Origin of the sequence: Streptomyces torulosus (genome assembly GCF_001419765.1) — a bacterium.
In the GTDB taxonomy this organism is placed as follows: Bacteria; Actinomycetota; Actinomycetes; order Streptomycetales; family Streptomycetaceae; genus Streptomyces; species Streptomyces torulosus.
Genome location: NZ_LIRK01000489.1, coordinates 1 through 13,654, shown reverse-complemented (window position 1 = coordinate 13,654; position 13,654 = coordinate 1). Strand labels below are relative to the sequence as shown.

Genomic DNA, 13,654 nt, shown 5'->3' with positions numbered 1-13,654 from the left:
AGGAGCTCGAGGAAGAGCGCGCGGACCGCCTCGCGCTCTTCCTCGAGCTCCTTGACGGAGGCGTCGATACGGGCGCGGGAGAACTCGTTGATCTCCAGGCCCTGGACGATCTCGTACTTGCCGTCCTTCACGGTGACCGGGAAGGAGGAGATGAGGCCCTCGGCCACACCGTACGAACCGTCGGAGGGGATGCCCATGGAGGCCCAGTCGCCCTCGGCGGTGCCGTTGACCCAGGTGTAGATGTGGTCGATGGCGGCGTTGGCGGCGGAGGCGGCCGAGGAGGCGCCGCGGGCCTCGATGATGGCGGCGCCGCGCTTGGCGACGGTGGGGATGAAGTCCTCGGCGAGCCACTTCTCGTCGCCCACGACCTCGGCGGCGTTCTTGCCGGCGACCGTGGCGTGGAAGATGTCCGGGTACTGGGTGGCGGAGTGGTTGCCCCAGATCGTGAGCTTCTTGATCTCGGAGACCGGGACGCCCGTCTTCTTCGACAGCTGGGTCAGCGCGCGGTTGTGGTCCAGGCGGGTCATCGCGGTGAAGCGCTCGGCCGGTACGTCCGGCGCGGCGGCCTGGGCGATGAGGGCGTTGGTGTTGGCCGGGTTGCCGACGACGAGGACGCGGATGTCGTCCGCGGCGTGGTCGTTGATGGCCTTGCCCTGCGGCTTGAAGATGCCGCCGTTGGCCTCCAGCAGGTCGCCGCGCTCCATGCCCTTGGTGCGGGGACGGGCGCCGACGAGCAGGCCCACGTTGGCGCCGTCGAAGGCGACGTTGGGGTCGTCCGTGATGTCGATGCCGGCGAGGAGCGGGAAGGCGCAGTCGTCGAGCTCCATGGCGGTGCCCTCGGCGGCCTTCAGCGCCGGCGTGATCTCCAGCAGGCGGAGCTTGACCGGCACGTCCGCGCCGAGCAGCTGGCCGGAGGCGATGCGGAAGAGCAGGGCGTAACCGATCTGGCCGGCCGCGCCGGTGACGGTGACGTTCACGGGAGTGCGGGTCATGGCGTTCTCCGTATGACAGCTGGCGGTGGGGCGTCCCTGCCCCGGACGTTTGATCGATCTCTTGGCGTCAAGAGAGATCGGTGGTCAGGCTATCGCGCATCCAGGATCCCCGACGGCCGGGTTCGTGTGGCCCACCACACACGGCCCGCCCCTGGCGCGCCGACCCACAAGAAAAGGCGGCCGCCGGGTCCGAGGGGGGGGGTGGACCATGGCGGCCGCCAGTGGGGGTGCCGGGCCGGGAGAGACCAATCTCCCGGGCGGGCCGGACTCCCGTGGGGGTACCTTCCACCTGCCCAGGCAACCGGAAGGCATGCCCACCAATTTCCGACTACTTTGGGAGCGACCGCTATCACTAACGGTCACGAATTCGGAGGGGGTTGCCCGTTCGAGGGGCGATGAATACGGCCGTTCCTCCGGCCCGGTGAAGGGTGTGGGTCCTGCGGCCCGGCGAGAGTGCGGGCCGAGAGTCCAACCAAGACGAGTGGGCCGGGAAGGCGTGAGTCCCGGTGAGGGGTGCGGGCCGTGGGTCCCAGCAGGGCGTGCGGGCCGGCCAAGGGGTAGGCCCGGCGAGGCGTGCGGCGTATGAGGCCGATCGGACCCGTATGGCGGCACCGGCACGACCTGTCAGCCCATCAGCCCCGGCGGCCCGTCAGCCCATCACCTACCGCCCGTCGCCCGCGCGGCCCGCCGCCCGCCCGGCCCGTCGATCGTCCGGCCCCTCGGCCGCCGGGCCGCGCGCATGCGGCAGGCCCGAGGGCAGCCCGAACTTCCGGAACCGCCCTCAACAGCCGTCCAGGACGGCCGCTCTGGGGCTCGTCGGTGACAGCGGCAGCCGCCCGCCCCCGCCGTCGGCCAGGCACGTCAACCGCCCGGTCCCTGAGCCGGGCAGCACCCTCCGCCGCCCCGGCTCACCCTGTCCGTCAGCCCTCCGGCCCCTGAGCCACTTCGGCCCGTCAGCCCCGTAGGCCGCTCAGTTCGTGCAGCCCTCCTCGCCCGTTGCCAGCGTCACGCATGCCGTGGCGTCGCCCGCGTCCTTGACCGCGACCATCGACGTGTACGCGATGTTGTCGCCGGGCTCCTCGACCGCCGCTGTCTGCTTGACCTTGCCGGCCGTCACGCGCACCTTGTCGCCCTGGGCCGCAAGCGTGATGCGGGCCCAGGCCGCGCGGCAGTTCTCGCTGTAGCGGACCTCGACCCGGGCCGTGCCGACGGTGGCCTCGTCCGCGGTCTTCACGACACCCGTCGTGCACCCCATGGTCTCGGGGTCCTTGCCGGTGCAGTCGGCTCCCGCGCACTTGACGCCGGCCGGGAGGTCGGGTTCCGTGCCGGCCCCGGTCGAGGCGTTCGCCGGCGGCTTGTTCTCGGCCTCGCTCCCGCCGCCCCCCTGGGTGAGGAAGAACGCCGCCGCGATCACGATGAGCGCCCCCACGGCTCCCGCGAGGAACATCGTCACGCGCCGCCCGGCGCCCGAGTCGCCGCCGTCGGGACGGCCCGTGCCGCCGGGCGGCGGGCCGAAGACGCCGGAAGGAGCCGCCGCGCCACCGCCCGCGCGGGCAGCCGACCCCGACGACGCCGCGGACGCCGAGGACGCCGACGAGACCGACGCGGCCGGGGTCGGCGGAGTGGACGGCGTTCCGGCCGAACCCGAGGCGGACGAGGGCGAGGTGGCCCCCCAATTGACGCGGGGGGCACTCGCGGCCGCCCCCGGCCCGCCGCCGCCGTACCGCGACGACGAGGAAGAGGAAGAGGACGACGAGGTCGAACTCCCGTACGGCGGACGGGACGTGCGCTCCTCCTCCGGCCCACGCGGCTGCGGTGGAACCGTCGGTGAGACGCCCGCCGGACCAGCGATGCCCGGTGTCGCCGTCACGCTCCGGCCCGCCCTGGCGTTCTGGCCGCCCTTGACGATCGCCTGGCCCCCGGTCTCGCCCAGCGCGGCGCGCGCCTGGGAGATACGGATGGCCTCCATGGTCATGTCGTGGCGCATCTCCGAGCGGCTCCAGGCTCGCTCGGCCAGCTCCCACATGGTCGTCAGATGGACGGGGTTGGTGCCGGTCACCTCGGCCAACGCGACGATCGCGCCCTTCGGCGCGAGCAGTCTTCCGTTGAGATACCTCTCCCATGACGTCTTGCTGTAGCCCGTACGGTCGGCCACCGCGGCGATGCTCAGTCCACCGCGGTCGACGAGTCTGCGCAGCTGACTCGCGAACTCCTTGACCTGTGGATCGAGTTCATCAGGCAAGGCCCTCCAACGAGGCATTGATTCCCCCCTCTTCCCCCTGAGCGTCTCTGTCCATGCCCCCCGTGCCGACTATCCGTGTGCCGCGCATGATGCCCTCGCTGAATCCTGGTCCGTGACCGAGCCCGAGGCCCTCTTTCGCACCCCGTTCTGGCCTACCCATTGGGATGCGCCCGGCCGGGATGTCAGTTCCCGGAAAAGGGGCGTGCGGGAGCATTTCGGGCTGGGCGCACCCCCTCGCGCGCCCCCTGCCGGTCCGTGGTCCAGTGTCCCACCGCCATCCCGGCTTTCCGGGCGGAATGACAGATCCCCGCGCGGGCCGTCCCGGACCGTCCCAAAAGCTCACGTTAGCCCTGGCGCCGAGCCGATCGTCGGTAAATCCTCGAACTCGTCAGCACATCGACCCGACCACCGCACAGACACGGCCACCCGCGTCGAACAGGGTTACGGGAGTGGCACCGGCGTCCTGTGCATCGGTGACGGTCGGAAGGTCATACGGGGACCAGGGGGATCACATGCAACTCAAGGCCAGGCTGCTGCTCGCGGCCGCCGCCGTGACGGCCTCGGCCGGGCTCGCGCTCGGTGCCGCCGCTCCGCTCGCCACGGCCTCCGGGCCGCATGTCGTCGACGGTTCGGGCGCCGCGTACAACGACTGGGGCGACGAGGGCACGCTGTCCGTGAACAGCCACTCCAGGAGCAACGCGACCCGGCTGTGGCAGAGCGTGCTCTACGCCGACGGCGCCAAGTGGAAGGACTCCGGCGGCCATCTGCACACCTTCACCCCGTGGGACATCGACGGGATCTTCGGCTGGAAGACGCGCTCGGCGACGAAGTACTGGCAGGCGCAGGAGGAGTTGGAGGACATCGACGGCATCGTCGGCCAGGAGACCTTCGGGCAGGCCGACGGCTTCCTCGACGGGCCGTACGCCGACGGCCTGGTCACGTACACGGGCACCGTGAACCAGGTGACCTTCAAGCGGCTCGACGGGAAGTACTACGTCCGGGTCGGCTCGAAGTGGAAGCTCGCCGCGTACGACTGGCGCAGCTGAGGTCGGGGCGGCCCGGCGGCGCCGCAACATGCCACCGGGCTGCCACCGGATTGCCGCCGGATTGCCGCCCGCTCGCGCCAAGGGGCCGTCACGACAGCGTGGCGGCCCCCAGCAGTGCGGCCCCGACGAGGACCAGGGCGGTGAGGACGGCGAGCGCGGCGTAGAGCGCGAGACGGCCCGGCCGGTGTGACGCCGGCTCCTCGGCGGGGGTGTCCCACCAGGGCAGCGTGGGGTCGTCCTCGTACGCCTCCGTCTCCGCCGTACCCGCGCCGGCCGACGACGGGTCCGGGGTCACCGCCGGTGCCGGAGGGCGCGGCCAGACCCGTACGGCCAGCTCCCAGCGCACCCCGAAGCGCTCGGCGTCCTCCCCGGCGACCTTGCAGAGGGCGACGACGGCCTGGCGGGGCGGGGGCTGGGTCGCGTTGAGGTAGCGCTGCCAGGAGGACTTGCTGTAGGCGGTGCGCGCGCCGAGGGCGACCAGGCTGAGCCCCGTGCGGTCCTTCAGCAGCCGCATCTGCTCGACGAAGTGCTGCACCTCCGGGGGGAGTCCGTCCGGCAGCGGCTGCCAGGCGCTCATCGACTGCCTCCTGGGCTCGGTCGGGGTCTGAGCAAGTGACGACGACCGTGGGCGGACCGGTTCCCGTCGGCGCGGTCACCGGCTCGGGCGCGTGGGGCGACGGCAGGGCGTGCCGGAGCGCGAAGGGCGCGCGGCGGGGTTCGGGGGCGGCACGCACGCGGAGATGACCTGCGGGTGCCGGCGTCGTGGCCGGGTGGGGACACCTCGGCGGAATTGTCACTTCCGTGCCACAGCGGGTGGGCAGCTGTTGAACAGGGCGTTCGCCGTGCACGAGGGTGGATCGCGACGGCGGTCCGTCCTGACTCGGGGGAGGGGACGGGCCGCCGTCTCGCGTCCGTCAGCCGGTCTCGTCGCCGACGGTGAAGTGCAGGGTGTCCTTGAGGAAGGGGATCTCCAGCAGCGGCTTCGGCTGCGCCATCAGCGCGAGGAGCACGATGGCGGAGCCCAGCGCGATGTAGGTGACCATGTCGGTGAAGCGGGAGCGGACGGCGAGCATGCCGACGTCCGGGACCAGCCAGCGCAGCAGCGCCCCGGCGAGCAGCGCGGAGCCGATCAGGATCGTGCCGAGCCGGAACGCGTCGAACGCGGTGAGCAGCAGGCCGAGGCCCACGGTGCAGAGCACGGCGAGGATCGGCCACTGCCGGGCGGGCGCGGGCGCGTCCCGGGACGCGGCCCGGCCGCCGCCCTCGGGCCGGGCGGTGTCCCGGGTGAACATCGGGAAGCGCCGGGTGACCCGGACGGGCTTGCCGTCGGCGTCGGGCGCGCTGATGGGATCCCGCACCTCGATCTCGTCCGGCGCGCCACCCGTCACCGCCGCCCCACGCTTCTCCGTCTCCCCCACGCGCCCCGACATCTCCACCCTCTCCGACCCACCCGACGCCACGGCGGCCCCGTCCGACTGCGCGGACGCGCCCGAGGCCGCGGGCTTGCCCGACTGCGCGGACGCGCCCGGACTCTCAGACCTTCCCGCCCCTCCGGACGAGCCCGGCGTCTTGGTCGCGCCCGACTTCGCCGTCGTCCTCCTCGACTCGCCCGACGCACCCGGCTCGGCCGACGCGCGCGCCCCGGCCGACGCACTCGACTTGGCCGGCGCCTGCGGCTTACCCGGTGTCGCCGATCCGGCCGGCTTCTCCGACGTACCCGGTGCATCCGACGTGCCCGGCGTGCTCGACGCACCCGGTGTCCCCGACCCGGTCGGTGTCCGTGGCGTGCTCGACTTCGCCGATGCCCGGGGCGTTCCCCGGACCTCGGCCTTCCCCGGCGCCTTGTCGTCAGCCGGCACTGCGCTCCGCCGCCTCGACCACGTTGACGAGCAGCTGGGCCCGGGTCATGGGGCCCACGCCGCCGGGGTTGGGGGAGATCCAGCCGGCGACCTCGGCGACGCCGGGGTGCACATCGCCGACGATCTTGCCCTCGGCGGAGCGGGAGACACCGACGTCGAGAACGGCGGCGCCCGGCTTCACGTCCTCGGGGGCGACCAGATGCGCGGAGCCGGCGGCGGCGACGATGATGTCGGCGCGCTTGAGGTGGGCGGCCAGATCACGCGTGCCGGTGTGGCACTGCGTGACCGTCGCGTTCTCGCTGCGCCGGGTCAGCAGCAGCGGCATCGGGCGACCGATGGTCACACCGCGGCCGACGACCACGACCTCGGCGCCCTTGATCTCCACGCCGTAGTGGCGGAGCAGGGTGAGGATGCCGTTCGGGGTGCAGGGCAGCGGGGCGGGCTCGTTCAGGACGAGGCGCCCGAGGTTCATCGGGTGGAGGCCGTCGGCGTCCTTGTCGGGGTCCATCAGTTCGAGGATGCGGTTCTCGTCGATGCCCCGGGGAAGGGGCAGCTGGACGATGTAGCCGGTGCAGGCGGGGTCCTCGTTGAGTTCCCGCACCACCGCCTCGATCTCTTCCTGGGTGGCGGTCGCGGGCAGTTCGCGCTGGATGGAGGCGATGCCGACCTGCGCGCAGTCGCGGTGCTTGCCGGCGACGTACTTCTGGCTGCCGGGGTCTTCCCCGACGAGGATCGTGCCGAGGCCGGGCGTGACGCCCTTCTCCTTCAGCGCCGCCACGCGGGCGGTCAGATCGGACTTGATCGCGGCTGCGGTGGCCTTGCCATCGAGAATCTGGGCGGTCATGGGCCCAATCTTCGCGGATGACTGCCTCCCGGTTCCAATCCGGCCGCCCATCGGACACCCGCGGCCGGTCTGCCGCGCTGGTCAGCCGCCCGGTCTGTCGCCAGATCAGCTGCCTGGTCGGCTGATCGGTCAACTGATCAGTCGGCTGCTCGGTCAACTGATCGGTCGGCCGACGAAGCGCCGGCGTTCGCGGAGGGTTCGCGAGGGGTTCGCGAGGGGTTCACGGAGGGCCCGCACACGCTCCAGTGGGAGCCCTCGGCGAGGGCGTCCCGCCGTGCCCCGGCCACCCCGCCACCCCCCGTCCGACAAGATCGGATGTGTTGCACTTGCACAACGTCCCCGGAATCCGGCTGGACATCCGAGCGGGCATATAAAACGATTGGGGCACAGTGCCGCGGGCACTGCCGGGGGGCGTGACCACAACAGAGCAGGGCATTCCTCCGACCCGTGCCGCGCGTCCCCGCACAAGGCAACGGAGGAGACCCGCCATGAGCTTCGGTGACCCGAACAACCCCTACGGCCAGCCCCAGCAGCAGCCGTCCCAGGGCTACGGCTACCCGCAGCAGAACCAGCCCCAGCAGCCCGGCTACGGCTACCCGACCGCCCCGCCGGTCTCGCAGGGGTACGGCGGCGGGTACCCGGGCGGCGCGCCCACGACCATGCCCAGCACGGTCAACGCGGCCCGTGTGATGCTCTGGGTCATCGCCGGTCTCCAGGTGATCGGCGTACTGCTGTACGCGATCGGCGCGGTGGCCATCAGCGCGGCGAGCGACAGCGCCGAGGACCCGGCGCTGAAGGACGCGCTCGGTGACGTCCCGGTCGGCATGATGTGGGCGATCGCCGTGTTCGCCGTGGGCTGGCTCGTCTACGCGATCATGCTCGCGGTGAAGTTCAAGAGCGGCGGCAACGGCGTACGCGTCGCCGCGCTGGTCTTCGGCATCATCACCGCCGTCCTGAGCATCTACCCGTTCTTCCTGATCGGCCTGGTCCACCTGGTGCTGGGCATCCTGATAGCCGTCTTCGCCGGCAACGCCAACGGCAAGGCGTGGTTCAACCGCCCGCGCTACTGAGCCGCCGAGCCCACGAAGGGCCGTACCCCGTCCCAGGGGTACGGCCCTTCGGCGTCGGTCGGCGGGCCGGGAGACGTACGGCTACGGCTTCCCCGTGGTCAGAACGGGCAGGCCCCGCCGGTCGGACGAGGTGAGAGGGAGCGCACCTGGTTCGGTCCCGTCTGGGTCTGGCCGGGACGGAGCACATAGCTGGGAGTACCGGTCACGCAGTAGTCGACGGTCGTGCTGTTGGTGACCTCGCTGACCGCCACAGGGGAGGCGAAGAAGACGCTCGATGCCTGGGCCAGCCGGTAGGTGCGGCCCGCGCCGTTCGGCGCCTCGGACATGCAGACGAACCCCCGGGGACAGGGCACGACGGCCGTGCTCCCCTCGGCGGCGGTGGCCGTGGCGGTCGCCACGCCGGTCATCCCCGTACCGAGGACGACGGCGAGCACCCCGCCGACGGCCGCTGTCCGACGTATCCGGCTCGACCTGTTGCGCATGAGAGACCCCCTGAGACCCGTGCGAGTGGGCTGACCTCTCGAGCCTCGCAGCGGAACGGGCGCCTCTGTACCGGGGTATCGGCCATTCCCCATGCCCCGTCCCGTGCGACACCGGCGACACCGGCGGCACAGGCCGCACCGGGGTCCGAGAACGCGCGGGGGCGCGCCGCATCGAGCGGCGCGCCCCTTACTGCTCCGCCGTCCGGCGGTCAGTGGCTGTGTCTATGTCTGTGTCAGTGGAAGAAGTGCCGCGTCCCCGTGAAGTACATGGTGACGCCCGCCTTCTGCGCGGCCTCGACGACCAGTTCGTCGCGGACCGAGCCGCCGGGCTGGACGACGGCCTTGACGCCGGCCTCGGTGAGGATCTCCAGCCCGTCCGGGAACGGGAAGAAGGCGTCGGAGGCGGCGTACGAGCCCTGCGCCCGCTCGGCGCCGGCCCGCTCTACGGCGAGCTTCGCGGAGTCCACACGGTTGACCTGGCCCATGCCGACGCCGACCGAGGCGCCGTCCTTGGCGAGGAGGATCGCGTTGGACTTGACCGCGCGGCAGGCCCGCCACGCGAAGGCCAACTCGGCCAGCTCCTCGGCGGAGAGGGCCTCGCCGGTCGCGAGCGTCCAGTTGGCCGGGTCGTCGCCGTCGGCCTGGAGCCGGTCCGTCACCTGGAGGAGGGCACCGCCGTCGATCGGCTTGACCTCGGCGGGGTGGGAGGGCGCGGCCGGGGCCTTCAGCACACGGATGTTCTTCTTCTTGGCGAGGGCGTCGAGGGCGCCCTCCTCGTAGTCCGGCGCGACGATGACCTCGGTGAAGATCTCGGCGACCTGCTCGGCCATCTCCTTGCTCACCGGCCGGTTGACGGCGATGACCCCGCCGAACGCGGACAGCGGGTCGCAGGCGTGCGCCTTGCGGTGCGCCTCGGCGACGTCCGCCCCGATCGCGATGCCACAGGGGTTGGCGTGCTTGATGATCGCGACGCAGGGCTCGTCGTGGTCGTACGCGGCACGGCGGGCGGCGTCCGTGTCCGTGTAGTTGTTGTACGACATCTCCTTGCCGTGCAGCTGCTCGGCCTCGGCGAGACCGCTGCCCGTGCCGTCGACGTAGAGGGCCGCGGGCTGATGCGGGTTCTCGCCGTAGCGCAGGGTGCTCTTGCGCTCCAGGGCGGCGGCGATGAACTCGGGGAACGGCGAGTCGTCGGCGGGCGCGTAGGCCGAGGCGAACCAGGAGGAGACGGCGATGTCGTACTCGGCGGTGTGCCGGAAGGCCTCGGCGGCCAGCCGCTTGCGGGCGGCGAGGTCGAAGCCGCCGTCCTTGACGGCCGTCAGGACGTCCGCGTACCGGGCGGGGCTGGTGACCACCGCGACCGACGGGTGGTTCTTGGCGGCCGCGCGCACCATCGACGGGCCGCCGATGTCGATCTGCTCCACGCACTCGTCCGGGGAGGCGCCGGAGGCGACGGTCTCGCGGAACGGGTAGAGGTTCACGACGACCAGGTCGAACGGCTCCACGCCCAGCTCGGCGAGCTGGCGCCGGTGGTCCTCCAGACGGAGGTCGGCGAGGATGCCCGCGTGCACCTTGGGGTGCAGCGTCTTGACCCGGCCGTCCAGGCACTCGGGGAAGCCGGTCAGCTCCTCGACCTTGGTGACGGGGACGCCGGCGCCGGCGATGCGCCCGGCGGTCGACCCGGTGGAGACGAGCTCCACGCCCGCCTCGTGCAGGCCACGGGCGAGCTCCTCGAGCCCGCTCTTGTCGTAGACGCTGACGAGCGCGCGACGGATGGCCCGCTTGCCGCTCTCGGCCGTGACAGTGCTGTCGGCGGTCACTGGATAACTACCTTTCGTCCCTCAATGCGATAGCCGTTGCGGGCGAGCCGCCCCACGACATCGACGAGCAGCCTTCGCTCGACTTCCTTGATGCGCTCGTGCAGAGCGCTCTCGTCGTCCTCGTTTCGGACCTCCACCACGCCCTGCGCGATGATCGGCCCGGTGTCGACGCCGTCGTCGACGAAGTGGACGGTGCAGCCGGTGACCTTGGCGCCGTACGCGAGCGCGTCACGCACACCGTGGGCTCCGGGAAAACTGGGCAGGAGGGCGGGGTGCGTATTGACGAACCGCCCACCGAACCGGGCGAGGAACTCCTTGCCCACGATCTTCATGAACCCGGCGGAGACGACCAGATCCGGCTCGTACGCGGCGACGGCCTCGGCGAGCGCCGCGTCCCACTCCTCACGGGTGCCGTGGTCCTTGACGCGGCAGACGAACGTCGGCAGTCCGGCGCGCTCGGCCCGGGCGAGCCCTTCGATGCCGCCGCGGTCGGCCCCGACGGCCACGATCTCGGCGCCGTAGGCCTCGACGCCGGTCGCCGCGATGGCGTCGAGCAGCGCCTGGAGGTTGGTGCCGGATCCGGATACCAGCACGACGAGGCGCTTGGCCACGGGCTTGGCGGCCACGGTGGGACCCTTTCTGCGGTTCTGGTCCCGTGCGGGTGCGCACGGGTTCCTGGGGGCCGCTCCACGGTCGTGCGGAGCGATCCGGCCCGCCGGGCCCGTACTTGTACATTCATACGAATGCTTTACGTCCCCCGATACGGGGAAGTCTACGAACCGGCCGACCGTCAGCAACGATACCGGCACACCCGGCGGCCCCCGTGGGACGGGGGCGTGGCCGGAAGGTAGCGTCTGCGAGGAGCGGGCCCGGGAAGGCGGTCGGGAACGCGGCCGGTGTGCGGGGCGTTCACGAAGTGACAGCTCATGCCGTACCAGCCGAATCCACCGCCGGACCCGGCACGCTCAGCACCGTGTTCAGCCGACGCCGTCGACGCCGTCGACACTGACCTGTTCACCGCTGTGTCCACCGCCGCATCACCGCCGTATCGACCGCCGCACCAACTGCCATACCGACAGCCGTACCGACACCGCCTTATCACCAAGGGGAAGACGCACTCCTGATGCCGGACCGCAGCCTCCGCCTTCCTTCGCTCCTGCTGCGCGAGCGGAGCTCCTCTCCCACGCCTCCGCGCGAGAGCGAGGACGCCGCCGAGCGGCCCGGGCAGCCGGGGTCGTCTGGGTCCGGTGGTTCCTCCGGTTCCGCGGGTTCCTCGGGTTCTTCCGGTTCCTCCGAGGACAATCCGTTCGCGCCGCCTCCGGAGGGTGCGCCCGATCGGCCGTGGCAGCCTCGGCGGCCCGCGGGCGGCCAGGGTTCCGACGGCGGTCACGGCGGCGGTCCCGGCGGGGGTGGTCACTCGCCGTGGGGCAGTCAGTGGAGCGACCGGCAGCCCGGCCGCTCCACCGGTGGGCATTTCGGTGAACGTCCCGGTGGCGGGGGCCAGGGTGGTCCCGGCGGTCCGGGTCAGGGTCAGGAGGGTGGTCCGGGCGCCGGAATGCGCTGGGACCCGACCGACCCCGCCCAGCGTCGCGCGCGGTACGCGCTGCTCTCCGGGATGTGGGCCTTCTTCTTCGCCCTCTTCGCCTGGCCGTACGTGGCCCTGCTGCTCGGCTCGCTGGCCCTGTACTGGGCGATCAGCGCGTTGCGAGCCAAGCCGCGGACGCCGGACCCCGACGCGCCGGCCCGCCCCGAGGTGAGCGGCCGTCCCCAGCGGACGGCGGCCATCAGCGGCCTCGTGACGGCCTCGCTCGCCCTGACCGTCGTGATCGCCACGTTCACGACCCAGTTCGTGTACCGGGACTACTACACCTGCGTGAACGACGCCCTCACCACAGCCTCCGAGAAGTCCTGCAAGGAACTCCTCCCGGAGGGCCCGGTACGGGACATGCTGGGCAGCGCGCAGTAGGCGGTGGACAGCGGGGGCGAACGGCGTGAGGGCGGGGATCAAGAGGCTTGGTCGGGTGCCTTCGCCCTCGTCGGCTCGCCGGGGCCGAGGGGAGTGGGGGGCTGCGCTGTCACCGGCCTCCGCGTCGGCTTGGAGAACCACGAGGGCAACGGCAGAGCCCCTGTTCGGAGCCGTCGTCGGCCCGGACGCGGGGAGCGGCTCGGCTCCGGTTGCGGGGAGCGGCTCGGCTCCGGTTGCGGGGAGCGGCTCGGCTCCGGTTGCGGTCGGGCGGCCGCAGGGGCGTCCGTGAGAGACCGGTCCGGGTGATCCGCCGCCTCGGTACGGTCCCCCGCACCCCCTTCGTGGAGGGGCCGGTCCGCAGCGCGGTCCGCGTGAGCCTCGGCCGTGGAGACCAGGGCGGCCAACGGCAGGTCAGCGAAGCGCTCCCGCGGTGCCGCCGCATCCAACGCCTCCTCCAACTCACGCGGAAACACGGCGGGCACCGCCGAACCCGGCCCCGCGACCACCGCCCCCCTCTTCCGGTCCAGCCCGCCCGGCTCCCTCATCGACCGCGCCCGCTCCGCTCTTGCCTCCTTGCGGCGGAACAGGCCACCTCTCGTTCCGGTCCGCTCCCCCGCGCGACCTTCCCCTGAGGACCGCAGCACGGTCGTGATGACCGGGCCCGCGCCCCGGTCCGCGCCCGAGGGCTTCCCGTGTGCGCGGGCGCGCCACCAGCGTGACGTGAGGGCGACGGGCAGGGCGACGGTGGCCACCCAGGCGCCGGCCGCTCCGCCGGTCTGCCACCAGAGGGGGCCGAAGTGGCTGAGCGCGGCCACTCCGAGGGGGCCGCTCGCGAGGACGGTCAGCAGAGCTACGGCAACGGCGCACAGGGCGGCGGCGACGAGGGCGGCGGCCGCGGTGCGGCGCACGGACCACGGAGCGCCCTGTTCGGCTGCGGCTCGCGCCCCCGTGAACCACCCCACGGTCGACCCGGCGGCCAGCGGCACCACTCCCACCGCCCAGGTCAGCGCCGTACCGCCCCCCGTCGGCACCGCCGCCAGCAAGGGGAACGGCGGCAGCAGAGCGGCCGGCGCCGTCGCCGACAGTGGCGCCACGACGTACCCGGCGCCCAGGACGAAACCGGGGCCCAGCGCATAGGCCGCCGCCCACACCGCCGCGTTCGGCAGCAGGGCCACACAGAGCATCAGTACGGCGAAACGACCCGACCAACCCTCGGTGAGCTGGGGGAACGACGCGCGGACCGCGTCACCGTGCCCCACCAGGGACACCGCGACCAGCAGTGCCCCGCCGCCGACGAGCGCCAGCGCCCCCGCCCCGGCGGCGGGGCACTGCTGGT

Annotated in this window: 12 protein-coding genes; 3 read left to right on the top strand and 9 right to left on the bottom strand. The window is 72.5% G+C overall.

Going from position 1 to position 13,654, the window contains the following annotated elements:
• The coding region (locus AOK23_RS30740; RefSeq protein ID WP_055715846.1) for a malate dehydrogenase at positions 1 to 992 on the bottom strand (992 nt) is incomplete at its 3' end.
• A gap of 970 nt (positions 993 to 1,962) precedes the next feature.
• Positions 1,963 to 3,252 carry a helix-turn-helix domain-containing protein gene (locus tag AOK23_RS30735; RefSeq protein ID WP_206336328.1) on the bottom strand — a complete coding sequence of 430 codons (1,290 nt, stop codon included), beginning with the start codon at positions 3,250 to 3,252 and terminating at the stop codon, positions 1,963 to 1,965.
• A 494-nt stretch (positions 3,253 to 3,746) separates the two neighbouring features.
• Between AOK23_RS30735 and AOK23_RS30730 the strand changes: the two genes are divergently transcribed.
• Positions 3,747 to 4,280, top strand: a complete 534-nt coding sequence (locus AOK23_RS30730; protein WP_055715844.1) for a peptidoglycan-binding domain-containing protein — start codon at positions 3,747 to 3,749, stop codon at positions 4,278 to 4,280.
• 88 nt (positions 4,281 to 4,368) lie between these two features.
• On the opposite strand, the gene AOK23_RS30725 is transcribed toward AOK23_RS30730, so the two are convergent.
• From AOK23_RS30725 to AOK23_RS30715, 3 genes are all read right to left on the bottom strand, one after another.
• On the bottom strand, positions 4,369 to 4,857 hold the full coding sequence (locus AOK23_RS30725) for a helix-turn-helix domain-containing protein (RefSeq protein ID WP_055715843.1): 489 nt from the start codon (positions 4,855 to 4,857) through the stop codon (positions 4,369 to 4,371).
• A gap of 337 nt (positions 4,858 to 5,194) precedes the next feature.
• Positions 5,195 to 5,710 (bottom strand): DUF3017 domain-containing protein, encoded by a 516-nt coding sequence (locus AOK23_RS30720; protein ID WP_055715842.1) that lies wholly within the window; start codon positions 5,708 to 5,710, stop codon positions 5,195 to 5,197.
• A 418-nt stretch (positions 5,711 to 6,128) separates the two neighbouring features.
• Positions 6,129 to 6,983 (bottom strand): bifunctional methylenetetrahydrofolate dehydrogenase/methenyltetrahydrofolate cyclohydrolase, encoded by an 855-nt coding sequence (locus tag AOK23_RS30715; RefSeq protein ID WP_055715841.1) that lies wholly within the window; start codon positions 6,981 to 6,983, stop codon positions 6,129 to 6,131.
• A 488-nt stretch (positions 6,984 to 7,471) separates the two neighbouring features.
• On the opposite strand from AOK23_RS30715, the gene AOK23_RS30710 reads away from it, so the two are divergent.
• A complete protein-coding gene (locus AOK23_RS30710; protein WP_055715840.1) occupies positions 7,472 to 8,053 on the top strand; it encodes a hypothetical protein in 582 nt (193 codons plus the stop codon).
• 98 nt (positions 8,054 to 8,151) lie between these two features.
• On the opposite strand, the gene AOK23_RS30705 is transcribed toward AOK23_RS30710, so the two are convergent.
• From AOK23_RS30705 to purN, 3 genes are all read right to left on the bottom strand, one after another.
• A complete protein-coding gene (locus AOK23_RS30705; protein WP_079049796.1) occupies positions 8,152 to 8,535 on the bottom strand; it encodes a hypothetical protein in 384 nt (127 codons plus the stop codon).
• A gap of 233 nt (positions 8,536 to 8,768) precedes the next feature.
• On the bottom strand, positions 8,769 to 10,352 hold the full coding sequence (purH, locus tag AOK23_RS30700) for a bifunctional phosphoribosylaminoimidazolecarboxamide formyltransferase/IMP cyclohydrolase (protein WP_055715838.1): 1,584 nt from the start codon (positions 10,350 to 10,352) through the stop codon (positions 8,769 to 8,771).
• Entirely contained in the window at positions 10,349 to 10,978 is a 630-nt protein-coding gene (purN, locus tag AOK23_RS30695; protein WP_055715837.1) for a phosphoribosylglycinamide formyltransferase, read from the bottom strand. Before purN ends, purH begins: the two co-directional genes overlap by 4 nt.
• A 497-nt stretch (positions 10,979 to 11,475) precedes the next feature.
• On the opposite strand from purN, the gene AOK23_RS30690 reads away from it, so the two are divergent.
• On the top strand, positions 11,476 to 12,318 hold the full coding sequence (locus tag AOK23_RS30690) for a hypothetical protein (protein WP_055715836.1): 843 nt from the start codon (positions 11,476 to 11,478) through the stop codon (positions 12,316 to 12,318).
• Positions 12,319 to 12,356: 38 nt separating this feature from the next.
• On the opposite strand, the gene AOK23_RS50510 is transcribed toward AOK23_RS30690, so the two are convergent.
• The coding region (locus AOK23_RS50510; RefSeq protein WP_240496641.1) for a cell division protein PerM at positions 12,357 to 13,654 on the bottom strand (1,298 nt) is incomplete at its 5' end.

Bases quoted from the DNA above. Each gene is read 5' to 3' on its own strand.
- AOK23_RS30735 (WP_206336328.1), bottom strand. From the start codon at position 3,252: ATGCCTCGTTGGAGGGCCTTGCCTGATGAACTCGATCCACAGGTCAAG.
- AOK23_RS30730 (WP_055715844.1), top strand. From the start codon at position 3,747: ATGCAACTCAAGGCCAGGCTGCTGCTCGCGGCCGCCGCCGTGACGGCC.
- AOK23_RS30725 (WP_055715843.1), bottom strand. From the start codon at position 4,857: ATGAGCGCCTGGCAGCCGCTGCCGGACGGACTCCCCCCGGAGGTGCAG.
- AOK23_RS30720 (WP_055715842.1), bottom strand. From the start codon at position 5,710: ATGTCGGGGCGCGTGGGGGAGACGGAGAAGCGTGGGGCGGCGGTGACG.
- AOK23_RS30715 (WP_055715841.1), bottom strand. From the start codon at position 6,983: ATGACCGCCCAGATTCTCGATGGCAAGGCCACCGCAGCCGCGATCAAG.
- AOK23_RS30710 (WP_055715840.1), top strand. From the start codon at position 7,472: ATGAGCTTCGGTGACCCGAACAACCCCTACGGCCAGCCCCAGCAGCAG.
- AOK23_RS30705 (WP_079049796.1), bottom strand. From the start codon at position 8,535: ATGCGCAACAGGTCGAGCCGGATACGTCGGACAGCGGCCGTCGGCGGG.
- AOK23_RS30690 (WP_055715836.1), top strand. From the start codon at position 11,476: ATGCCGGACCGCAGCCTCCGCCTTCCTTCGCTCCTGCTGCGCGAGCGG.